This is a genomic window from uncultured Mobiluncus sp., from assembly GCF_947254095.1.
Classification (GTDB): domain Bacteria; phylum Actinomycetota; class Actinomycetes; order Actinomycetales; family Actinomycetaceae; genus Mobiluncus.
In genome coordinates, this window is sequence record NZ_CAMYBV010000014.1 from 1 (window position 1) to 22,147 (window position 22,147).

Annotated in this window: 19 protein-coding genes and 1 pseudogene; 12 read left to right on the forward strand and 8 right to left on the reverse strand. The window is 60.3% G+C overall.

Translation table 11 applies throughout. The annotated features are described in order from the left end of the window. Positions 1-2,210 (forward strand): heavy metal translocating P-type ATPase (locus Q0X47_RS06000; RefSeq protein ID WP_297723884.1); only part of this gene is annotated, 2,210 nt, incomplete at its 5' end. A 124-nt stretch (positions 2,211-2,334) separates the two neighbouring features. Further along, positions 2,335-3,756 carry an MFS transporter gene (locus Q0X47_RS06005; protein WP_297723887.1) on the forward strand — a complete coding sequence of 474 codons (1,422 nt, stop codon included), beginning with the start codon at positions 2,335-2,337 and terminating at the stop codon, positions 3,754-3,756. Positions 3,757-3,934: 178 nt separating this feature from the next. Here the strand turns inward: Q0X47_RS06005 and Q0X47_RS06010 are convergent, their stop codons facing one another. From Q0X47_RS06010 to Q0X47_RS06035, 6 genes are all read right to left on the reverse strand, one after another. Then, positions 3,935-4,324, reverse strand: a complete 390-nt coding sequence (locus Q0X47_RS06010; protein WP_297723889.1) for an Rv3654c family TadE-like protein — start codon at positions 4,322-4,324, stop codon at positions 3,935-3,937. Further along, entirely contained in the window at positions 4,308-4,742 is a 435-nt protein-coding gene (locus tag Q0X47_RS06015) for a TadE family protein (RefSeq protein ID WP_297723891.1), read from the reverse strand. The genes Q0X47_RS06010 and Q0X47_RS06015 overlap by 17 nt, the downstream gene beginning before the upstream one ends. Positions 4,743-4,744: 2 nt before the next feature. Then, positions 4,745-4,948 carry a DUF4244 domain-containing protein gene (locus Q0X47_RS06020; RefSeq protein WP_296181372.1) on the reverse strand — a complete coding sequence of 68 codons (204 nt, stop codon included), beginning with the start codon at positions 4,946-4,948 and terminating at the stop codon, positions 4,745-4,747. Positions 4,949-5,062: 114 nt separating this feature from the next. Next, on the reverse strand, positions 5,063-6,286 hold the full coding sequence (locus Q0X47_RS06025; RefSeq protein WP_297723893.1) for a type II secretion system protein: 1,224 nt from the start codon (positions 6,284-6,286) through the stop codon (positions 5,063-5,065). Beyond that, positions 6,286-7,737 (reverse strand): TadA family conjugal transfer-associated ATPase, encoded by a 1,452-nt coding sequence (locus Q0X47_RS06030; RefSeq protein WP_297723895.1) that lies wholly within the window; start codon positions 7,735-7,737, stop codon positions 6,286-6,288. Before Q0X47_RS06030 ends, Q0X47_RS06025 begins: the two co-directional genes overlap by 1 nt. Next, positions 7,734-8,903, reverse strand: a complete 1,170-nt coding sequence (locus tag Q0X47_RS06035; RefSeq protein WP_297723897.1) for a hypothetical protein — start codon at positions 8,901-8,903, stop codon at positions 7,734-7,736. Before Q0X47_RS06035 ends, Q0X47_RS06030 begins: the two co-directional genes overlap by 4 nt. 186 nt (positions 8,904-9,089) lie before the next feature. Here Q0X47_RS06035 and Q0X47_RS06040 point away from each other — a divergent pair, with 186 nt between their 5' ends. The 3 genes from Q0X47_RS06040 to Q0X47_RS06050 all read left to right on the forward strand — a co-directional run bounded on the left by Q0X47_RS06040 (position 9,090) and on the right by Q0X47_RS06050 (position 13,014). Further along, positions 9,090-10,730, forward strand: a complete 1,641-nt coding sequence (locus tag Q0X47_RS06040) for a hypothetical protein (RefSeq protein ID WP_297723899.1) — start codon at positions 9,090-9,092, stop codon at positions 10,728-10,730. A 141-nt stretch (positions 10,731-10,871) separates the two neighbouring features. Then, positions 10,872-12,053: a hypothetical protein gene (locus tag Q0X47_RS06045; protein WP_297723901.1), complete on the forward strand. Its 1,182-nt coding sequence runs from the start codon at positions 10,872-10,874 to the stop codon at positions 12,051-12,053. Between the two features lie 40 nt (positions 12,054-12,093). Then, positions 12,094-13,014, forward strand: a complete 921-nt coding sequence (locus Q0X47_RS06050; protein ID WP_297723903.1) for a Crp/Fnr family transcriptional regulator — start codon at positions 12,094-12,096, stop codon at positions 13,012-13,014. A gap of 33 nt (positions 13,015-13,047) precedes the next feature. Here the strand turns inward: Q0X47_RS06050 and Q0X47_RS06055 are convergent, their stop codons facing one another. Both Q0X47_RS06055 and Q0X47_RS06060 read right to left on the reverse strand, forming a co-directional pair. Then, positions 13,048-13,206 carry a DUF4177 domain-containing protein gene (locus Q0X47_RS06055; RefSeq protein WP_282922509.1) on the reverse strand — a complete coding sequence of 53 codons (159 nt, stop codon included), beginning with the start codon at positions 13,204-13,206 and terminating at the stop codon, positions 13,048-13,050. A 75-nt stretch (positions 13,207-13,281) separates the two neighbouring features. Further along, positions 13,282-13,641 (reverse strand): WhiB family transcriptional regulator, encoded by a 360-nt coding sequence (locus Q0X47_RS06060; protein WP_297723905.1) that lies wholly within the window; start codon positions 13,639-13,641, stop codon positions 13,282-13,284. Positions 13,642-13,884: 243 nt separating this feature from the next. Between Q0X47_RS06060 and Q0X47_RS06065 the strand changes: the two genes are divergently transcribed. The 7 genes and pseudogenes from Q0X47_RS06065 to Q0X47_RS06090 all read left to right on the forward strand — a co-directional run bounded on the left by Q0X47_RS06065 (position 13,885) and on the right by Q0X47_RS06090 (position 21,995). Beyond that, positions 13,885-16,218, forward strand: coding sequence for a transglycosylase domain-containing protein (locus Q0X47_RS06065; protein ID WP_297723907.1), 2,334 nt, complete (start codon positions 13,885-13,887; stop codon positions 16,216-16,218). Between the two features lie 43 nt (positions 16,219-16,261). Continuing rightward, entirely contained in the window at positions 16,262-17,497 is a 1,236-nt protein-coding gene (locus Q0X47_RS06070; protein ID WP_297723956.1) for a metallophosphoesterase, read from the forward strand. Positions 17,498-17,718: 221 nt separating this feature from the next. Then, positions 17,719-18,396 (forward strand): DUF433 domain-containing protein, encoded by a 678-nt coding sequence (locus tag Q0X47_RS06075; RefSeq protein WP_297723909.1) that lies wholly within the window; start codon positions 17,719-17,721, stop codon positions 18,394-18,396. A 16-nt stretch (positions 18,397-18,412) separates the two neighbouring features. Next, the gene (locus Q0X47_RS08675; protein ID WP_367178286.1) at positions 18,413-18,841 is read left to right on the forward strand and encodes a hypothetical protein; all 429 of its coding nucleotides are present in this window, start codon (positions 18,413-18,415) and stop codon (positions 18,839-18,841) included. 638 nt (positions 18,842-19,479) lie between these two features. Then, positions 19,480-19,944: pseudogene (locus tag Q0X47_RS06080) on the forward strand (transposase); the annotation flags it as partial. Positions 19,945-19,995: 51 nt separating this feature from the next. After that, a complete protein-coding gene (locus Q0X47_RS06085) occupies positions 19,996-20,952 on the forward strand; it encodes a DUF418 domain-containing protein (protein WP_297723911.1) in 957 nt (318 codons plus the stop codon). A 2-nt stretch (positions 20,953-20,954) separates the two neighbouring features. Beyond that, entirely contained in the window at positions 20,955-21,995 is a 1,041-nt protein-coding gene (locus Q0X47_RS06090) for a trypsin-like serine protease (protein WP_297723913.1), read from the forward strand. The last annotated feature ends 152 nt before the right edge of the window (positions 21,996-22,147 follow it).

The following is a 22,147-nucleotide window of genomic DNA, read 5'->3' on the forward strand; positions in this document are numbered from 1 at the left end:
TGGACACCCTGGTCGCGTTGGGGGTGAGCGTGGCGACGCTGTACTCCTGGGGGGCGCTGATTTTTACTCCCGCCGGCCGTATCGGCATGACCATGAACATGAGCCTGAACCCGCTCGCCGCAGCGCACGAAACAGGCTCCGGGGGCGAAATCTTTTTCGAAACCGCCGTGATGATTACCGTATTCTTGCTGACCGGACGGTATTTGGAGGCTCGGGCGAAGTCCTCGGCTACCTCGGCGCTACGCGCTTTGCTGTCCCTAGGGGCAAAACAGGCCCTGCGCGTCACCCGCCCCGGCGACCCTCGTGACACGACCACGCCTTGGGAAACTGAAACTGTCGACGTCGCCGCGCTACAGCCGGGGGACTACTTTTTGGTACCGGCCGGGGAAAAAATCGCCACCGACGGCATCGTGTTTGAAGGACACTCCACTGTTGACGAATCCATGCTGACCGGCGAGCCCATCCCGGTCGAAAAGTCCGTGGGCGATAGTGTGACCGGGGCCACCATCAACGTCCAAGGCCTGCTGGTCGTTCAGGCCACCAAAGTTGGTGCAGAGACGAAACTGGCCCAAATCACCCGACTGGTGACCCGCGCTCAAGCCGAGAAAGCCCCGGTTTCCCGCCTAGCGGACCGAGTGTCGGCAGTGTTCGTTCCGGTGGTAATCGTCCTGGCTGTCCTGACTTTCGCGCTGTGGCTGGGACACGGACAGCCGTTCCCTGCTGCTTTCACCGCCGGGGTATCAGTGCTGGTCATCGCCTGTCCGTGCGCGTTGGGGTTGGCGACCCCGATGGCTTTGCTGGTGGGGTCCACCCGGGCCTCCCGGGCAGGCATCCTGCTGAAAGGCCCCCAGATTCTGGAGGAAACCCGGCGCATCAACACCCTGGTCATGGACAAAACCGGCACGCTGACCAGCGGGGAAATGCGCCTGGAGGACGTGACGGTGTCCGCTTCGAGACCCGCGGGGATGGAGTCGCTGGGAGACACCGAGGCCCTCGCGTTGGCGGCCAGCCTGGAGGCCGGATCCCCCCACCCTATTGGAAAAGCCCTGGTCGCAGCCGCAAAAGCGAGAGACTGCGGGAGCGGACTCGGTGCCCCGACCGGGTTCGCCACGTTCATCGGGCGCGGTGCCGGAGGTTTCGTGGACGGCGTGGCCTATGCGATTGGGAAACCGGAGTGGCTCACGGCGATGGGCGCGGACATTCCCCCCGACGTGGGTGCGGCGATTGGGGCCGCCCAGTCACAAGGCCGGACCGTGGCGGTGTTGGCTATGGGTGCGGACTGGTCTTCACAAGTTTCCGGGGACGCCTCCCCGGTGTTGTCAGGCAAGCCCGCCGGTAACGGGCAGGAGTCGGCGGAGCGGGCCAGCACGGAAATGACCTTGAAAGTCACGGGGATGACCTGCGCGTCTTGCGTGGCCCGAGTGGAAAAGCGGCTCAATAAACTTGACGGGGTTTCGGCTTCGGTGAACCTCCCCTTAGAAATCGCCACCGTGACGCTCACCGCGGATGTCCCGGCTGAAACCCTGATTGCGCAGATCGAAAAGGCCGGGTACGGGGCCAGTTTGCTGGACAGTGCGGGAACCGCGGCCGAACCGGGCCGGCGCACTGAAAACAGTACCGCGGCGGTGGCGGGAGACCTGGTGCAGGCGCGAGCCCTCGCCGTGTTTACGTTCAGCGACCCGGTCAAACCCGAAGCCGCACACACGGTAGCCGGCCTGAAAGCGGCCGGTATCGAAACCGTCCTGCTGACCGGGGATCAGAGCGAACCGGCACGCCTAGCGGCCGACCAGGCCGGAATCGAAACGGTCGTGGCAGGGGTCAGCCCGGAAGGCAAGGTCGACGCAATCCGGGAACTGCAAGACGCCGGGAAAATCGTGGCGATGGTCGGGGACGGTGTCAACGATGCGGCCGCTCTGGCCGCTGCCGATCTGGGGATTGCCCTGGCCACCGGCACCGATGCGGCTATCGGTGCCGCGGACATCACCCTGGTGAACCCCAGTTTGGGCGCCATCACCCAGGCCATCAACGTGTCTCGAGCCACCCTGCGAAACATCAAAGAGAACCTGGCCTGGGCTTTTGGTTACAACATTGTGGCCATACCCCTGGCGGCCGCGGGGATGTTGAATCCGGGGCTGGCGGGGGCTTTCATGGCGTCCAGCTCGGTGCTGGTGGTGCTGAACTCCCTGCGCCTAAACCGCGTCCACCTGTGATTTCACCGGATTTTTAGGCGAGCGGCACCGCGGTACGAACCGGGCGGCACTCAACCTTTTGGGCGGATTAGCGCTGGGCGTAAAGACGCTAGACTAAGGGAGGCCAGCGAAGGGACGGTGCAAAGTGGCTTCTGAGAATGATGCTGACGCTTTGACGCCGGCGCGGCGCAAACGAGTGCTGTTGGTGTGCTCGATGACCGTCGTGTGTACCCAGCTGTATCTGAACGCAATGAACGTGACTCTACCGGCAATTCGGGCGGATTTGCACGCCAGCACCGGGGAGCTGCAGTGGTCGTTGAACATTTATGCCCTCGCTTTGGCAGCCATGCTGATGGTGACCGGAGCTTTGGGCGACCGTTTTGGACGCCGCCGCACCATGATTGTGGGCATGGCGACTTTCACGGCCGGCACCGTGTTGGCTGCCGCCGCGTGGGTGCCGCTGGTGCTGATAGTCGGCCGCGGTTTGCAAGGGCTGGGGGCGTGTATGCTGCCGGTTATCAGCCTCGCGGTCATAAACGACGTGTTTCGCGACCCGGTGGAACGCGCGAAAGCCATCGGGTTTTGGAATGCGCTGCTCGGAGTCGGTTTAGCCGCCGGGCCGGTGTTGGCTGGAGCCTTGGTGACCTGGGTCGATTGGCGCGCCGTGTTTTGGGCGCCGCTCCCGCTGCTGGCGTTGACCCTGGCGGGCATCATCCGGGAAGTCCCCGAATCGCGTGATGAAACCGGACGCCGTCTGGATATTCCCGGCCAAATTTTGACCGCGGTACTCATGGGTGCCCTGACTTATGACATCATCAGCTTCGGGGAAGGCATTTTTGGTCTCCGCGAGTGGATTTTGGCGGGGATATTTGTGGCGGCCTCCCTCGGTTTCGTGTGGCGAGAAACCCACACGCCCTGGCCGATGCTAGATTTTCGTTACTTCCGTTCCGTTCCTTTCGTCGGGTCCCTGTCCGTCATGGAGTTCGTTTTCATTACCCACGGCGGTTTCATGTTCGTGTTTGCCCTCTACCTGCAGCTAGACCTCGGTTTCACCCCATTGCAGGCCGGATTGATGATGCTGCCCCTAGCGCTTGCCAACACCATCGCGGCCGTGGCGGCGGGACGTATCGTCGCCGCGGGCAACTACCGCGCGGCGTTCCTGGTAGCCGGCATCGGCACCCTGCTGTTGGGTGTTTGCCTGCTGCCCCTGAACAGCACCGGCCCGGTCGTGTTGCTGTTCGTGGCCACAACTTTGGCAGGTGTGGTGTTGGCATTCACGAATATGCCGGTGACGAACCGGGTGCTGGCAGCCATGCCGGAAAGCCAGGCCGGGGTCGCTTCCGCCACGACTTCCACCGCCCGCCAAATCGGCATGTCCTTGGGGATTGCGGGCTTCGGCGCGTTTATGAACCTGGGGGTGGCGCGCGGCCTGCCCATTCACGAGGCCGCCCACCCGGCTTGGTACATCACCATCGCCCTGGGGGCGGCGGTAGCCATCATCGCGGTGGTGGCCACGACCGGCTGGGCGCGCGGCACCGCCGCGCGGGTGCGCCAAAGCCTCAGCTGAGCGCGCGCCCGGCGAAGACTGCCAGACCTGCCAGGACCACGCCTATTGTTATGACCGGCAGAACCGGCAAACTCGCAAGGCTTGCCCGTCCCCCAGCTCTGCCCGAGTGCCAATCCTGCCAGATCTGCCAGAGCCTCAAGCTAGTGGCCAGATCTGCCAGAACCGCGCGCCCAACCGGCTAGCCCAAGAATTCTGGACCGGCCCGGGATGTCGATGGCGCCTCCGCCACCAGCCCGATTTTCAGCGGTTTTGCCACCCGAACGGTCACCATCCACCCCGAAACCGTGCAAGACTCCAGGTGAGTACCATTCTTGGTGGCGTATTCGCCGGCGGTCGCGCAACCGTCCCCACCGGTCAACACCGCGGTAGCCCCCGCAATGGCAGCCAAATCACTGGCCTGATGAGCGGCAGTGGCACCAGCCGCAGCCACTCCGACCTGAGCCAAACCCAAGGTCAAAGCCAGCCCCAACAGAATCAGCCCCAAGGCCATAATCGTTCCCGAGCCACGCTCCTCACGCAGTCTCTCCCGGAGCGACTCCTGACCGGCGGTTTCACCATGAATCTTCACGAGGAATCACCGCCTGCGCTTTTGCGCTCATACCGAGCATTCCGAGCATCGCGGGCATTTTTTTGGTAGCGCTGCACTGCACGTCCTTGCCAGTGGTGCTGACGCTCACCGCACCAGCCGAACCTCCGGCTCCCCCCAGCAACCGATTGCCGGCTGCCACCGCCGCCGCGCTGTCCTCACCAATCGCCACCGACCGGCAAGCCGCTCGCGCCGCCGCGTTGACCTGGACGCCGGCCATTCCGGCTGCCCCGGTCAAAGCCAACGCCACCACAATCATGATGACTGCGGGAAAGGTCAGCGCGAGCTCGGTCGTAACCATCCCGTTTTCCGAACTGAGGCGCCGCCCGTGAGCCAGCCAGCGGCGTACCAGGCGCCAACAGAACTGTTGACGCCAACCTTTCCCGACATTCATCATCATGTTCAGACCTGCAAAGCCGCTTCGATGATGGACTGCAGTGCGCCTTTCAACTCGCCGCCTTTCATAATCATCAGCAACAGACCCGCAAAAGCGGCCGCCGCCAAGGTACCGATGGCGTATTCCGCGGTGGCCATGCCGTCCTCCTCGCCCTTGAGACGAGCCCAAAAAGACAGTGCCTTCGTTTGCAGTGCGCTAATCTTGTTCATTTTCTTTCTCCTTTTTCCAATTTGTCTCGCGGACTTTCCGCGTGACCGCCAGCCGTCACGGTGACGAACTGGCACCCCCTTGTGTTTTGACAAAGGGAAGTCTGTATTCGGCCCTCATGAAATGAGGTCCTCAATCGTGGACACCACCACCGGCACAATCCCCAGCGCAAAAAACGCCGGCAGCAGGCACACCCCCAGGGGAATCATCAGTCGCACCCCCAAACGTTCCGCCGCGTCCAAAGCCCGGTGAATCTCCGCGGTCCGAGTTCGCGAAGCCCCGCGCACCAGCAGCGGCACCGGGGACGCGCCCTCCTCCCACGCCGGCTGCAACACGCTGGCCAAATCAATCCACTTGGTATCCGCCTGCGCCCACGCCTCATCCCAGTCCGCCCCCAACAGCAGCATTCGCGCCACCACCGCCAAATCCGCCTCCTCGCTGGCGACGGACACAGCTTGCAGGGTGGATGTTAAAGACACCCCGTTTTGTTGACACGCCGCGATAATATCCATCGCCAAGGTCGGATCGAGGCCCGGCGTGGGGCTGCCGGTAGCCTGGCGAATCATGGCTGCTGACCACAGGTTTCCCGCCACCATCAGACCCAGACCGACGACGAAAACCCAGGTATTGATACCGCCTCGAAAAGCCATATCGATGACGTCCACCCCGATAAACTGGGCCATTCCCAGCGCCGCCAAAGGCAACACCCCCAGCAGGCGAGCGGTAGCTTTGGGGCCGACCTGCGCGGTGTGACGTTTCGCCGCGGTCTCTAGCGTGGCGGCAATCCCGTCCGCAACCCGATTCAAAATCTCGGCCAAAGGGGCTCCGACCTGGGTCGCTACCTGGGTAGCAATCAACATGCCCCGCAAGGCCTGAGCAGTCGCCTGAGGGTGGCGCACCCGAGCCAGCGGGTTTGTTTCCGCCGCTCGCCCCGCCCGCAAGTAAACGAAGCGTTCCCGCAGTCCCGGCCGCGGATGAGCCACAAAGGCTTGTATCGCGGCGAAATCCAGGCGCGCATCCAAGCGATGCAAGGTGGTGGCCCAGGCATTTTCAATACTGGCTCCCGCCTCGAGACGGGTGGCGATTTCCGCACACAGCAGCCCCACGTCCAAATCCCTCAGCCCCTGTGGTGCCGGGCGCCTGCTTCGCCGGGAGAACACTGCACGCCAGGGCGCTGCGCCTCCCGAACGTTTTGCGCCGCGAACACCCCTTGCGGCGCGGGAGGGTAGGTCGCGTGGTTGCGGTTCACGCCCGCTGCGCGCACCCATCCCTGCTAACAGTCCCGCGCCTGCCAGCAGAACCACGGCCACCACCACGGTCACCAGCTGTGTCGAATCCATCAGCGCACCCCCTGAATACCCGCAAATTCGTGGGCGGACAGGTTTGGCACCTGATTACGAGCCCCCACAGGGTTCCATTCCAGGTGGGGAACTTGCCATTTCGGTGGCGGTGTCGGGGCGGCAATCCGACTCGTTTCCACCAGTTCCGGTTCTGGGTGCAAAATTTCCGGGTCTGAATGCACAAGTTCGGGGTCCGCGGGTTCAGGTTTCGGGGTCACAAGGTCGGTGCTGCGGCTGGGCGTGTCCGCCCCGGTGGCGGGGGAGCCTACCGCAGGGGAAACAGTCGGCGCGGGGTCCAATGGTGGCTCGGGCAACTCAAACTGGGCGGCAAAATCTCGCCAGCCCTCTAACCGTTGCACCGCCCCGGTCTGAGGATCGAAATCCAACACCGCTCTTGCCGTCAAAGCCCCATCAGAACCGCGAGCCAGACGTGCCAACTGCACCACCGCGCGACGCACCCGCCCGTCCTGATTACGAAACCGACGCAGATGCACGATGACATCGAAAGCCGGCAGGGATTGAGCGCACAAAGCCTCGCGGCTCATGCCCGCTAAAGCTCCCAGAGCCTCCAAACGCGCCGGCACCTCCAGCGCCGAGTTGGCGTGAACCGTCGCCCAACCACCGCGGTGACCCGTGTTCAACGCGGAAAGCATCTCCCGTACCTCGCCACCCCTGGCTTCACCCAAAATCAAACGATCCGGGCGCATCCGCATCGCGGCCTTCACCAAATCAGACAAAGACACTCCGCCAGCCCCCTGCACATTGGCACCCCGCGCCTGCAAATGGACCATGTGCGTATGGGCCGGGCGCAGCTCCGAAACCTCCTCGATACAGATGAGGCGCTCATCCGGGGCCGCCAACCCCAGCAAACACGCCAGCAAAGTCGTCTTTCCCGTTCCGGTAGCCCCGGTTATCAACCCCGAAGCCCGCACCTGCACCAACCGGCGCAGCACCTCAGCGAGCCACGGGGAAACCATGCCGGACGCCACCACCGCCTCCAACGGCAGCGCTACCGGACTGGGCACCCGCAACGAAATCACGGTCGAATCCCCTGACAGCGGCGGTAACACGGCGTGCAGACGCACTCCCGAAGGCAGGGTCGCATCGACAATCGGGGTCGCGTCGTCGAGCCGCTGTCCGGCCGCGGCCGCCATGCGCACTGCCGCCCGGCGTAGCGCCACCGCCGAGCCCATGCAGAAATCCGGAACTTTTTCCAAACCCGCACCGGCATCTATCCAAGCCTCCTCGGGGCCGTTGACCAGCAGATCCGTGACTCCCGGTCGGGTCAGCAGGGAACCGAGCGGCTCATCGACACCCTCTAAGGATTGACGCAGCCCGCGGGCGCCCTGTGCCAACTCTCCGGTCGTGGTGGCTGCCGGAGCCGTCTGTAAAACGGCCTGTGCCGGGTCCAAACCCGCCGCGACCAGGCGTCGCATTTCACTAATGTTCATCGTCGTGTCCTTTGTTCCAGATGCAGCAGGCTTGCCGCGAGGTTTTCCGTGAGGTGCGCCACTTTTCGGGGTAGCGGGGCGATGAGCCCGTCACAGCCGAAACTGTCCCAAATCCGTGCCGAGTAGGACCAGTCAGAAACAGCGATTTCCGGGTGAATTCCGCACAACGCCCGGCGGGCCTGACGCGGGGGCAAACCTCCGCCCGGAACCACGACGAGGTGTGCGGGGCAGGGAAACTCCGGGGGTAGCGTTTCCCAAGCCAGAAGCGCCGCCCGGGAATAATCCGCGACCCACACGACAGCATCCGCCCCCACTGTCCCTTGCGACATCCCCGCCCCGGACAGCGCCGGCGCCCCCGCTCCGGAACCCAAATCCAGCACTAGGCAGGGGAAAATCCCCGCCAAATCGCGCAGCACACCCGGAACAGTTTCGGCCCGGTCTAGGGACCCCGAACCGCCCAGCAACGCCACGTTTTCCCACGTCGGCAGTCCCGCCGCGGCGCGAAACCCCGGAATTTGACCCGAAACCTGCCAAGCGTTCCAATCCAAATCCGCCCCGCTGACCGGCTCCACCCAAGCGTCCAAGGGCAGGTAGGAGCCGCTACAGTCCACCCAACAAACCGGGGGAGTGCCGCTGTGCCCCTCGCTATCGCCAAAAGAGTCGCCACAGGTCGCATAGCTGCCCCCGCGCCCTCTGTTTCGGCTACGGCCGCTTTCTCGCGTGTGTTCACGAGTGTGTTCGCTACCGGTTTCGCCCTCTGCCGCCACCGCGAGGGCGCGCGCCAGCAACCCCGCAATGACCGTCGTATTGACTCCGGGCACCAGGCCGCGAACCGCCACGGTGAAAGCGTTGCCGGATTGCTGGAGCATGAGGCTCAGCACTTCGCGTTCATCAGCGGGTAACACCAGAGCGGGCCCAGCCTCCGCTCCTCCGCTAGTCTCGCCTTGCAGGCGCACCAGGTAGGTTCCCCCCGCGAGCCGGCCTGGACAGGCGGCGGCCGCTTGGGTAGAGCAAAAGACCGGGCCGAGCCGCGTCCCGGACCAGTCTTGCGGCCCCGTGACCCGCAAATCGGCGCCCGCCAGCGTGGCGAGCATTTCGAGCTGCTCCCGCCACGCTTTCTCGTGCGGTTCGCACAGCAGCGTCACCGTTTTGGAGGTTTTGACCATGCCCCTAAGTTTTCGTCCCCGAACGGCAGACCAAAAGCAGAAAAATTTTTACCTGTGGAAAACCCCGAAATCGCGGCCTTGTGGATAACTTGATGAAATGTGCTACTGGCTGGGAAAACCGCTAAAACTTGACCCAATTTTGGGGAAGTTAAGTATCGCTGTAGTCCAGCGTTATACAATGGCTCGGTGTCCGATAACCTTCCGCAGCCTCCCAGGAATCCGGTTCCCGGGCAGGCCGGCGGCTCGCCGCGCCGCCGCCAGGAGCAACCGGCGCCTCCTCATGCCCGCCCGCAGGTCCCGGCTAATCCCTTGCAGCCTGCGCAAACATCTGGTAATCCGCCTGTTCCCTCCCGGCTTTCGAGCCAAAAAACGGTGCAGCCACGAGTGTTGCCGTCCCGCTCCGCGGTGCGGCGCGGATTGGTGACTCCCCCGGGGCAGAACGCCCCGACCCCTCGACCGGCTGTGCCCCCGACCCAGCCCGCTCAACCCGGTCAGGCAAATCCCGCAGTCGGGGTGCCCTCGACTGTTCCCCCAACCCAGCCCGCTCAATCAACCCAGCCGGCTCAACCCGTCCAGCCCCGCCCGACTTCGCTGACTCCGACCGCCGCTGGTGTCCCAACCGCCTTGCCGGAAGAAGAAATCGATGAGGCCGAAGCCGCAGCTTGGCGGACCGAGCTCGCTGCCGCCGCAGCTCAAAACGAAGTCGAACAGGTCCCTGAGGACTTGAGCCCCGAACCCGCCCCCCCGGAGGCACCCGCCAAGCGCCCCGGCACCTGGAAACGGTTGGCTTACCTGCGCGATCAGTCTCGTACCCTAGCGAAAACGGGAGCCCCGAACCCTCCGCCCAGCACCTTGCGCGCTAACCTCATCGGGATTCTCACCGGCCTACTGGTGGCGCCCATCTCGATGATGTTCCTGATTTGGGGTACGAAAACCGTAATGGACGCCAGCTACGGCGCGGGAGCTGTCGCCATCTTTTTGGGGATTTTTGAAATCTTGGCCGGAACCGCGCTGCTGTCAATAACCGGCGTGGTCACGGGCTACTATTCGTCGTTATCCTGGGCGATTTCCGCGCTCTGGCCGGTGTTGCTGACCGTCCTGGCCAGCCCGATTCGCGGCTTGGTCGCCACCCACAACGACACTTTGACAGGAGCCTCGCAGTACTCGCTGTGGTGGGATTTCCTCGATGGGGTTTCCACGTTGACGGCGTCTGGATTATTCCCCACCATGGCAATAGTCATGGTCGGGGCATCTTTGGCGTCTCAGATTGCCTATCTGGAGGGGCGGGACTTTGCCCTGCAGGAGCATCAGCTCCGCGAAATTAACGACCGTGAACCTGGCGCACCCATTGCCCCGCCGTCACGTCTGAAGTACCATATCCTGGCGATTCTAGCAGCTGTCATCTGCACGATTGCGGGGATGCTGGCGCTGATTCCGCTGCATGACCGTTTGGCGATCATCACCGGAGCCAGCGGACATTTGTCCAAGTTACCGGCGGTCGCGACTTACGGGCTGCCGATTCTGGGCATCCTCATGCTGTTTATAGCGGTTTATTCGGGTTCCCGCTCCGCCGCCGGCTTACTGTTTGCGGGCGTGACCTGCGGTATTATCCCCGGTATGATTCTGGCTTTCGGCGAGGCCTCAACTTCTGGGTGGGCCGAACGCCTGGTCAGGTTCCTTTCCGATCACCTCACCGCCTCCATGCACGTTTCCGGCGGACCGCTGACGACCTTCGGTTTTGTGTTGATTGCGTGCGCTTTGACGTTGTGGTGGTGCCGGCAAGCCGGGCAACGCGACGAAAAGGCGGACCTCGCCGTCCAGTCCTAGCCGGTTTTTCCACGGTGTTCACAAGGGGTTTTGCCCCGGTTTTTTCGTTGCTTTCTTCGGTTTTCCCCAGCGCGCCTGGTGAGATTGGCCGGGTTCGTGCGCTAACGTGTTTTTCGAGGTGACTGACGAAGGGAGACTCCCGTGACCGAAGAAAATCAGCCGGCAGAATTGCCTGACTACCTGCGTGACGCGTCCGAGGACGCCGATAAAACCTTGGACGAGGAAGTTGATGCCGCCAAGGCTTGGGCTGAGGCTTTTGCTGAGTCCGGCGAAGACTCCGATATCGACCCGGAGGCAGACCCGCAGACTGAACCAATTGCCGAGCAACCAGTGAGCGACTCGGTTGAGGACAGCGAACCCGAGGGTCAGTCAACCACCGTTGGTTCAGATAACAACGAAAACTTGGTTACCCCGCAGGCTCCCGCGCCGGAGGGAGACGCCCCAGCGCCGGAACCCGAGCCGGAACCTGACTCGATTAGTGACACTTCCACTCAGGCTTGGTCCTCGTTCTTGAACGAAGAAACTATGGCGGAAACTAAAGATTCTCCTGCTGACGTGGTTGACTCTGATGTTCCAGATACGGCGCCTGCGCAACCCGCCGAGGAACTGGAAACTACGGTGGTGCGTCGCAAATCCCTCTTGGGAACAGAACCCGAAGCGGCCCCTCTGGCAGGCGCGGCGCCGACAGACGCCGCCAACGAAATCCCGGAAGATGTCGACCCACAATGGCAACCACGTCAACCAGAACTTTTGGGTAACGAAGACAAAAAACTCAATGAATCCACGATGCTGGCCGGAGCCTCCATCAAACCGGCGAAAATCAGCCGGGCCGGGGCACACGCCTGGTCCTTGCTGATTAGCCTCATCGGGGTGCCCCTAGCGTGGGCATTCCTGCGCCACGCGGGAGGACTGCTCTACGGTTCAAACCATTCTGCTTGGGACACGGGCAAATATTCTGTGGAAGGGCTCGCCTTCCTGATTCTGGGTCTGGCGGCGGTCATAGTCATCGGGAGCTTTGTGCGACTGTCCTCGCTGGGAATGTTCGTGTCGGGAATTTTATTTACCCTCCTGGGCGGCGCCTTCGTGGTGGTTCCGGGAGCGATGAAAAGTGCGGTGGGCACCAGTTTGCAGGGAATGCAGGACAGCCCGGTGATGGCGTTGAAGGTGCTGGGTTACCTCATTGAATCGGCCGGAGCATCGGGACAATTCTTGGTGATTGGCGTCCTGCTCATCATGATTGGCGTGGTGGGACATACCGCCCGCCGCAAGGGCCGGGTTGACCAAATCGCCGACAAGGCTTTGGCTCGCGCCGAAAACGCCTAGCCCCAGGCGGCAATCCAGAGTTTAGACGAGGAAGTCTTCGGTGGCACAAAACAGCGGTTTAGCAGGCCTTGGCGCAGTATGGGCCGAGGTGGTGGCGGGACTGGGCGCCAGAGCGCGTGAGGCCGATTTGGATTCACGTTTTCGCCTGGCCGCCGAGGGCAGCGTCCAAGACCGGATTTTTCACCTGCACTCGGGAAAAGTTAAGCTGACCCGCGCGACTACGATGGGCCGTGATCACCTGCTGGAAGTCCTAGGACCAACCGACACGTTCGGCCTCAACGCCCTCACGGACAACCCCGTGGAGGACGTTGACGATTCCGACTCTGTCCAGCGCTCTGCCGCCGCAGCAAAACAGCCCAGGGAATCGGGAAATGAGAATCCTCACAGTACCCACCGTCCAGCGGGACAAACCGCAGCTCGAACTTGGTTTGCCACCGCGACCACCCTGGAACCGGTACACCTGGACTGGGTCTTAGTGACGGATGCCCGGGAATACTTGGCAAAACACCAGGGACTGCACCTGGAACTGCTGCGCGCCCTGAACCGGCAAACCGAGCTGCTCTACCAGCGCACTATGGCTCTGCGGGACGTGGACGTGCCGGGACGTATCGCGGCGGCGCTGCTGGAACTGATGGAGCGGTTCGGACAACCGTTGGAAGCCGAAACCGCAAACCAGCCCCGACCAACCGAGGAAAGCCCCGCCGGAGGGCAAATGTCAGGACAAATGGCACCTTCCTTCGCGGTCACAAGCAGCGGAAACTCGCCTCGATCCGCCTTCCCTGTCGGCGGGGTGCGGCTACCGCACGGACTGACTCAACTGGAGTTAGGACAAATGGCCGGAGCCAGCCGAGAGACGGCCAACAAGGTGCTGGCAGACTTTATCGCCCGTGGCTGGATCATTCAAAAGCGCAGGTCAATCATCATTATGAATGAGGAGCGGCTGCGGTATCGGGCCTCGTAGAACAAACGCGGCACCCTCGCAGACGACGCCGAGCTACGCCAAGGGGCGTTTGAAGTAAGCGACCAGGGAATCCCCGCCGCCCGGCCCGGGCACTATCGCCACCAGTTCCCAACCGTCCGCGCCGAATTGGTCCAGAATCGCTTTCGTATTGTGCACCATCACCGGTGCCGTCAAGTATTCCCACTTCGTCATGAACTCAGCCTAAACCGTGGCGGGTCGAGCCGGAAACCGGCCGCCTCACCCTTGGAACATAAACACTGGTGAAAGCTACTTTGAGAGCGCTGCTGGACGGCGCGAGGCGCGAACGTGAGCCAGCACGTGGGGGGCGTGCTTCGTGCGCAGCTCCGCCGCTAGCGCATCATCGGCTTCGCGCAGCCAAGTTTCCCAGGAACGCACCTCGGGATAACGGCGCAACATGGCGCGACGCTCCCGTTCGGTCAAACCGCCCCAAACCCCGAAAGAAGCGCGGGAATCTAGCGCATCGGCTAGGCATTCCAAGCGGACGGGGCATCCGTAACACATAGAACGGACTTCACGTTGGGCTGCACCTTGGACAAAAAGTTGATCCGGAGGGCAATCTGCACACAGTGCTTTAGCTGCCCATGTTTGGTCTCCATTGACTGACATATGAATCTTTCTTTCTCGAAAGCCAGCTTGCCTTTAACACCTTAGCCGCCGGTCAAAGGAATTTCAAGGGTGATTTTTTGTAAATTTTCCGGGACACATTTTACCCTGAGCATAATGAGTCTTTCTCCTGCCATCACCAAGGGTGTGAAAAACCTTTGCCCAAAAGCGGTCAGGTGACGTTTTCAGGTCGTGCTGCCTGAGTTTAATTTAGAAAGAACCGTGCCCGACCTTTAGAATTGAGCTATGGGGAAAAATGACGCAGCCAGTACAACTTCCGCACTGTCCAAGACCCGTAAATCGCGAGTACTCGCCCTTTTGGTAGCTTTTGTGGCGGCAAGCGCGGTCGCGGGCGTGTTCACCGCTGGTTTGGCCCTGCCCGTGGTCGGCGCCGCTGCCATCGTCAGCGCGAAAGGTGCCGAAACCCTCGACGACCTGCCCGCCGACTTCACCACGTCGCAACCCTCCATGAAATCCATCATCACCGCTGCTGACGGCACCCCCATTGCCGAGTTCTATGCGGAAAACCGCATCGTCGTCCCTCTGGCGCAAGTTGCCAAAACCCTGCAACAAGGCGTTATCGCCATCGAGGACCGGCGTTTCTTGGAACATCAGGGTGTCGACATTGAGGGTATGAGCCGAGCTATCCTGTCTAACCTGGCCGGCAACGACCTACAGGGCGCCTCGACCCTGACCCAGCAATACGTGAAAAACCTGCTCATCGAGCAGGGCCGTGTGGCTGGGAATCCGGACATGATTGAATCCGCCAGTGAAGCAACCTTGGAACGTAAAGCCCGGGAAGCCAAACTGGCCATGAGCTTGGAACAAAAGATGAACAAGTCCGAAATCCTGGAGGGCTACCTGAACATCGCCCAGTTCGGGCCCTCAGTCTACGGGGTAGAAGCGGCCGCCCAACACTATTTCTCCAAGCCTGCCAAAGACCTCAGCCTCGCCGAATCTGCCCTGCTGGCGGGAATTCCCCAGTCCCCTAACGGACACGACCCCATTGCGCACCCCGAATCCGCCACCAAACGCCAGGGACTGGTGCTGGACGCGATGGCTCGCGACGGATACGTCACCCCGGAACAGGCCAAAAAAGCCAAGTCAATACCAGTTTCAGAACTGCTGCATGTCTCGAACCAGCAGCAGGGGTGTGGGCTGGCCGGCAACGCCTCGTACTTTTGCTCCTGGGTGGTAGGGGAAATCCTCTCTTCCTCAGAGTTCGGCGCCACCTATGCGGAACGCCAACGCTTGCTGCTGCGCGGCGGGCTCAACATCAAAACTACCCTCGACCCGAAAACTCAAGATGACGCCTACAGCACAATTACCGGACGCATCCCGGTGGGCGACCCTTCTGACGTGAAGATTGCCCTGTCCAGCGTCGAACCGGGCACCGGCAAAATCAAAGCCATGGTCCAAAACACCAACTACGGTGTCGACCCGGGCAACAACGCGGTGACTGAAAACTCTTACAATGCCGACTACGCTCACGGCGGTTCTGCCGGTTTCATGACCGGATCGACTTTCAAGGTGTTTACCCTGACCCAGTGGTATATCGATGGATACGGCGGCTATGACCAAGCCGGGGGACGCTACAGCATACCCGCCAAAGACTGGAAGATTTCCTGCGCTCCGGAACTGGCCAACACCTGGACCTTCTCCGAAACCGGCGGCTCCAAGAAAGGCGCGATGACGATTGCCGCCGGCACCGCGAACTCCATTAACGGTGTGTTCGCGAACATGGCGAGCAAACTGGACTTGTGCGACATCGCGAAAACTGCCGCCAAGATGGGGGTGAACGAACCTGACGGTTCGCCCTTCAAGCCAAACCCCTCTTTCGTTATCGGTGCCGGCTCCGCTACCCCGCTGCAGATGGCAGATGCCTACGCAACCTTTGCCGCCCACGGAGTCTATTGCGATCCCATCGGCATTACTTCCGTCACGGATTCCTCCGGGAAATCTTACGATGTGCCAGACGCGAACTGTCACCAGGTTCTAACCCCCGACGTGGCCGATAAAGTGGCTGCGACCTTGGAGGGAGTTCTGCATGCCGGCGGGCGGTCCGCTGCTATTCCCCGCCCGGCCGCGGGCAAGACCGGCACGACCGACCATAACGAAAACACCTGGTTCGTGGGCTTCGTTCCCCAACTGGCGGCCGCGGTGTGGGTCGGGCACGCGAACGCGAATATCCCGGTGGGCTACCAAACTATCGGGGGACGCTACTACGGTTCCCTCTACGGTTCCTCCATCGCTGCCCCGACCTGGGGAACTTTTATGACGGCCGCCTTGCAGGGAGTTCCGGTCCAGCCCCTGCCGAAAGTGAATCTGGGCTCTACCGGCGTGTTTGTGGGCGGGGGCTACAAGCCCAAGACTGAGGAGAGTCCCACTCCGACGCCTTCAGATTCGGCCAGCCCGGCGGCCCCCGGAAGCGGCGCAGGTAATCCGGGAACCACCCCCGGCGAGGGCGGGGCGAACCCCGGAGCAAATCCGGGCGCCAACTCTCCGGCGCCACCTGCCCCGCAGCCTCCAGCGCCCGCCCAGCCGGTGCCTCCTGCCCAGCCCGCACCCCCGGCACAATAACTAACAAAATAAACGGCGCACAAGGAAAGTGAAGGCAGACCCTATGGATTCCTCCTCGTGGACGCGGACCTGGACCGTAATGAAAGTCGGGGCGCTGGCGGCAGGAGCCGTGGCGTGGACTGCTGCACGTGCTTCCCGCTCCTACCAGCTGCGTCATGTGACGGTTCCCGTGTCCGGACGGGCTTTGCGTTCCGTAGCTGCGCCGGAGGCGGAGGCAACAGCGCCGCGTTTCGGGGTGGCGGGCACGCCACAGTTTCCGGGGTTGCGGATTTTGCACCTGTCGGACACGCATTTTTATCGCGGCCGCGAGGACTTAGTCGGCTGGTTGCGGGAACTGGCTAAACGGGCAGGAACGGACTTTGACCTGGTGGTTTTGACCGGGGATATGCTGTCGTCGAGTTATGGGGATGAATATTTGGTGACTCCGGCGCTCCAGCCGTTTATTGATTCGGGAGTGCCGGGAGCCTACGTGTTCGGCGATCATGATTTCTTTGCTAGCCGCGTGGGTAATCCTTTGAAGTATTTGTGGAGTACCAGCGAGTCCTCCGGGACGGGCCCCGCGGGCGTCAAACGAATCGGCGAGCCTGGTCAGGGCAATCGGCTCAGCCGACTGTTGGCTGATTCCGGCTGGTTGGACCTCAATAACGCGAACGGCAGCTTGGATGTGCGCGGGGTGCGCCTGGAGTTTAGCGGGGTCAACGACCCGCACGGGCGCCGCGACCGTTATGTTGGTTTTGAGGCCGGCGGTTCGAGTTCACTAGGTTCGAGCGTTGCCGTGGGCCGGAGCGGTCAAGGCGGCGAGGTCGCGGGTGGTGAGGTCACAAGCGGTGACGGACCGCACCAGGGCGGGGCGAGCGCTAGTGGGTCGGGTAGAGCCGGGGTCACAAGCGGCGGTGAGGGCGGCTTTTCCAATGCATACTTGCGGGCCACCGGTCGCAGCGTCCGCCTGGGACTGTCCCACGCCCCTTATGCGCGAGTGCTCAATGAGTTCCTCTCAGATGGCACTGACATGGTGTTTTGTGGGCACACGCACGGGGGGCAGGTCTGTTTGCCGGGCGGTCACGCCCTAGTGACGAACTGTGATTTGGATCCCCAGTTCGCCTCCGGCCTGTTCGAGTGGCAAGCCGATACACACCCCGGACGCGAAAGCGAAACTGGGGAACCGGACCGGGCGAGCATGAGCGTCTGCGTCAGCCCCGGCCTGGGGACCTCGCCTTTCACCCCCTGGCGCGTATTTTGCCCGCCGGTGGCCTACATCGTCGAGCTGGTCGCCGCCTAGGCTGCACTCGCAGAACATTAGCCCCCTGAGCCGCCGAGCCACGTGCCGCTTGACTACCGGGCCGTTAGGCCGCGCCAGCAATGCCGACCCGGGGATCGGGGTTTTCCTGCAGGGGGTTCAAAATGGTTCTGCGGCGCATTTTCGCCCGCTGAAGCGTTGATAATCAACCTAGTGTGCATAGGCTGGTACCGTTACAATAGAAACGTGAGAAAAGGGGGGAAATGATGGAAACTGTGAATCTTGAAGAGCTCGTTTATCGAACGGGCTTGTACCTCCCTATTGAGGTCGACCGTTATGTGGGATTACCTGAAAACACTACTGTCCGGTGGGGTTCTCCCTTGGATCAGACCCAACCTATTGTGACGCGGTTGAATCGGCCGCGCCGATCCCCTTCAATTCCATTTGTGGGAATTGCAGAGGCCACGATGTTAAAGGCATTTCGTAAAACCGGTCTGAGTATGCAGAGAATACGACCTGCGGTACAGGCGTTGCGTCAGAAGCTAAATGATGATCATGCGCTCCTTTCAGAACGCCTCTATACCGATGGTGCCGAGATTCTCTACGAATACGCTGAGCATGCGGACGGGGAGGCCATGAAGCTCGTTGTTGCGCGCAATGGTCAAACCGTGATGACGGAAGTCATTGAATCATATTTGCAGCGCATCTCATTCTTTGATGAATGCCGCACCCCGAAAGAGATTGATTTAACGTTGCGCTATGGTGGCGTGCACGTGAGTGTAAATCCCCAGGTTAACGGCGGGGTCCCAACATTGAAAGACTCCGGTCTGGCAGTGGGAACTCTCATGGGTTTCTTAGAGGCCGGGGAAACATATGCCTCAGTTGCTGCGGAATACGGCCTTGATCCAGGTTTGGTTGAACAGCTCGCTATGTGCGCATGAAGAGAATGTCTGACTCATGCCCACCTTTTTCATAGACCGCTGTTTAGAAGCCAAGACTATCAGGGATGTATTGGGTGACTCAGGGCTTGATGTCGTGTATCTTTCCGACTACTACGGTAAAAAATTGGGATCCACCGTTACCGACGTAGAGTGGATGAATCTGTGTGGTCAGAAAGGCTGGGTTGTATTAACCAAGGATTCCCGCATTATGCGGAATGCAGTGGAATTTGATGCCGTAGTGCGTAACCGATTGGTGTATTTTACTTTCTCAAACGCGAACATGACTATGGCCAAACTCGCCGGGATTCTGACATCTCAGCTAGAGGCTATCCAACGCCGAAGTAAGGACCCGGGACCCAAAATCTTTGTGATACAAGCGGACCGAATTGAGAACAGAACTGGAGTCATTGGCACCGACCGTGACCCGAGAGTGCGAAACCATTAAACCCTGGTCGTGTTTTGACTCTACCGACCGAAGTGCTGGGCACCGGTCCTGATGCCCAAAATCGTGATTAAGCCGGAGAGGAAGTGCTTGACCCTGATATGCCACCCCGTTCCTGGTTCTGTTCCACCATGTCACCCACTGAAACGTTGCGGCATATCCACCCCATTGAGCTGGCCTGGCTCGAAATCTGCCAAGACTTGCTCGCGTCCCACCAGCAACGGCGGGTTCACCCCCGCCCATCCAAGACTTCTGGGACATGATTCACACCACCCCAGAATTTATCGAAAAAGCCATCATCTACCCCAAGCAAGACCTCGTGAACCTGTGAAGCATGAATCGGTGGGCGGTGTAAGTCCGGGGCAGTCGAGCGCCACAAGTAGATCGTTTACCCTAGTGACGGAATAGCAAGCGGGGTGTCAGGCCGTTCTGACAAAGTTTGGGTTGACGCTGGGGCGGCCTAAGAATTAGGTCCACGTGGTTTAAGCGTTGACCGTGTTTTCTTGTCTCCATTGTTCTGAAGCGTACTGGGTTTTGTTCCTACTTGTTTTTGAGAGGATTAGGGATATGTCTAAGAGGTATTCTCAGGGGTTTAATGATCGGGCGGTGTGGTTGCTTTCTGATCGGTTGGCTGCTGATTGTTCGTGTATACAGCGTTCGTAACCGATGTTTATAGCCGAAAGATTGTAGGCTGGGCGACGCGATCCTCAATGAAAACCGAGGCTCTACCGCTGGAGGCGCTCGAGCAAGCCATCCAGGCAGCGAAAGAAACTCTCGTGAATCTTACGCATCACTGCGATCATGGCTCGCAGTACACGAGTATTGCCTATAACGAGAAACTGGCTGATTACGGGATCAAGCCCTCCACGGGGAGGGTGGGTGATTCCTACGATAACGCGCTAGCCGAGGCTATCAACGGCCTATACAAGGCTGAGTTGATCTACTCCCACCCCTGGGCATCACTGACAGAGGTTGAGTTCGCCACGCTGAACTGGGTGCACTGGTGGAACAATGAGCGCCTACACGAAGCGCTCGGATTCCGCACTGCAGCCGACATTATCGATATGTATAATCAAACCCGGGTCAGCTCACTGACCCCCGTATAAGAAACGAAACAAAACCCAGTACGCTTCAGTATTAGTAAAGGAGGAAACTGAGTGTCTAAACCTTCACGAATCGTGGGGCTTGATGTAGCGCGCTCACTCGCTATCATCGGAATGATAGTTATCCACATGGCCTCGCTACTTTGGAGTACCAAAGTAATACTCTCTGGCCTACCCGCATCATTATTTGCCATCATCGCCGGCGCGACGATGATGATTATTGGACGAAACTACACCAGCACCACTTTCTTGCGGCTGATAGCCCGAGGCGCTTTAATCATCCTCATCGGCCTGGCACTACTGCCCGTGGGTGGACAGATTCAAGTGGTCCTCATCGTAATGGGCCTGGTAATGATCCTAGTTTTCTGGATGCCCGCATTGGGAACGTGGTGGAGGCTCGGTCTATTTATTGCCGCCACAATCGCCGCAACAATCGTTTACGCCCCCATCGAACTGCCACAGATTTATCCGCTATTGGCATGGATTGCATACTTCATCGGTGGCATGCTTCTTTTCGATGTGTACCTGCGCGGCCGACTACAGCGCAACCCCGATGAGAACAGCAACCCTAACACTCGACTGAGCTGGATCGTAACCGGTATCAGCGTTGTCATAGCTGGTATCGGCATCTACTTCCGATTTGACCCAGACATTCCTAGCTGGCTCAGCTTTACCGGTCACACCGGTGTTGCCGGAGAGATTATCCTCTCCGTTGCCGTTGCAGCCGTAGTGATCCACCTATGTGTGCTCATAGGCGATCTCTCTTCAACCTTGGTTTACCCTTTCGCTGCCATGGGAACAATGTCGCTAACCATTTACATTCTGCACATTCTCACCGCTTTCTACTGGCAGCAAAATGTCGCGTTGCATTCCACTTTGTCAGCAATCGGTTTCATCGTATTCTTCCTCGTCGCAGCCAGCCTTTGGAAGAAGTTTGTAGGACAGGGTCCTGCTGAGAAACTCGTTGCCACCACGATCAAGGCCATTGTTCCTTCTAGGAAAGGGAATTAACCGTGAAAAAATCACATTTTTCGGTCGCTGCCATTGCCAGCGGCGTCCTTCTAATGACTGCCACTCCGGCTCTCGCGCTCGAATATGGAGATCCGGCGCCCGATAATGCGGAAAGCAGTTCCGTTGCTGCGCTCAAAATGGGCAAAATCGGTAGCTTTGGTGACTGCACGGGCACACTCGTTGCCGACCAGTGGGTACTCACAGCCCGCCACTGTCTAGAGTCGGTCAACAATGAAGGAACCCAGGCACGCATCGCTGGAAAGGTCTACAACGCTGATTCCTGGGCTCTTTCGCCCACATCTGACGCAGGGTTACTTCACCTGACTGAAAAAGTCACTAACGCAACCCCCGCAAAAATCTCCCACGATATTCCAGCCCCAGGGCAGACGGGAACTCTTTACGGTTGGAGTAGCAGCTCGTCAATGGCACGATCTGGACAGCTACCAATGGCCAAAATGGTTGTCAAAGAGCTACTAGGTGGCGCACCTTCCGGTTCTGACACGCCGAGTGCTCCCGAAACTCCTTCCGATTCCAAGGCACCTACCGGCGCTGATGCGTCTACAGAGACTGCCCCGCCACAGGCTCCACAGTCAAAACCTGGAATGACAGAAACTGGCCAAACCGAGTCTAATCCTGAGGGGATGTCGGAAGTCCCCGCCGACAACTCCATACAGCCTAGGATCGAAACCTCTATCTTGGATGTGCAGTCAGTTTCTAGAGCTGGCATGCAGGGCGGTGACTCTGGTGGCCCGTTCTTTGTCGACGGAAAGCTTGCGGGACTTGCTACCGCTGGAACTGCCAATGGGGATCCGGACCTTCCCTCCCCTAGTGCTGCAATCACCACAGTTGCAGGCACCGCCGAATGGATCGACAACATTATCTCTGGCCGCGACACCAAAAGCGTTCTAACTGCAGAAAACACTCCTGCACCGCCAGAGAACATTCAAACCAGTGGCGATAATATTTGGGGTTACCTTGCGATCGCACTCGTAGGCCTTGCGGTGGGAGCGATCGGCTCACGTATCCGCAAAGCGCGCCAGTAAGGATTCCTACTGGACTGTCTAGCGAATAGCATTTCACCCTTTGAAGCCGTCTCCCAGAAAACTGGGTGGCGGCTTCAAACATTAGCTCTTTTACAGTCATGCGACCCGTATCTGACCGCCTTGCCTACTGAAGTTCACAACCGATCAGCATT

Excerpts from the sequence above, each read along its gene's own strand:
- Q0X47_RS06015 (WP_297723891.1), bottom strand. The coding sequence starts at position 4,742 with ATGATGATGAATGTCGGGAAAGGTTGGCGTCAACAGTTCTGTTGGCGC.
- Q0X47_RS06020 (WP_296181372.1), bottom strand. The coding sequence starts at position 4,948 with ATGAACAAGATTAGCGCACTGCAAACGAAGGCACTGTCTTTTTGGGCT.
- Q0X47_RS06025 (WP_297723893.1), bottom strand. The coding sequence starts at position 6,286 with ATGGATTCGACACAGCTGGTGACCGTGGTGGTGGCCGTGGTTCTGCTG.
- Q0X47_RS06030 (WP_297723895.1), bottom strand. The coding sequence starts at position 7,737 with ATGAACATTAGTGAAATGCGACGCCTGGTCGCGGCGGGTTTGGACCCG.
- Q0X47_RS06035 (WP_297723897.1), bottom strand. The coding sequence starts at position 8,903 with ATGGTCAAAACCTCCAAAACGGTGACGCTGCTGTGCGAACCGCACGAG.
- Q0X47_RS06055 (WP_282922509.1), bottom strand. The coding sequence starts at position 13,206 with ATGACGAAGTGGGAATACTTGACGGCACCGGTGATGGTGCACAATACG.
- Q0X47_RS06060 (WP_297723905.1), bottom strand. The coding sequence starts at position 13,641 with ATGTCAGTCAATGGAGACCAAACATGGGCAGCTAAAGCACTGTGTGCA.
- Q0X47_RS06065 (WP_297723907.1), top strand. The coding sequence starts at position 13,885 with ATGGGGAAAAATGACGCAGCCAGTACAACTTCCGCACTGTCCAAGACC.
- Q0X47_RS06070 (WP_297723956.1), top strand. The coding sequence starts at position 16,262 with ATGGATTCCTCCTCGTGGACGCGGACCTGGACCGTAATGAAAGTCGGG.
- Q0X47_RS06075 (WP_297723909.1), top strand. The coding sequence starts at position 17,719 with ATGATGGAAACTGTGAATCTTGAAGAGCTCGTTTATCGAACGGGCTTG.
- Q0X47_RS08675 (WP_367178286.1), top strand. The coding sequence starts at position 18,413 with ATGCCCACCTTTTTCATAGACCGCTGTTTAGAAGCCAAGACTATCAGG.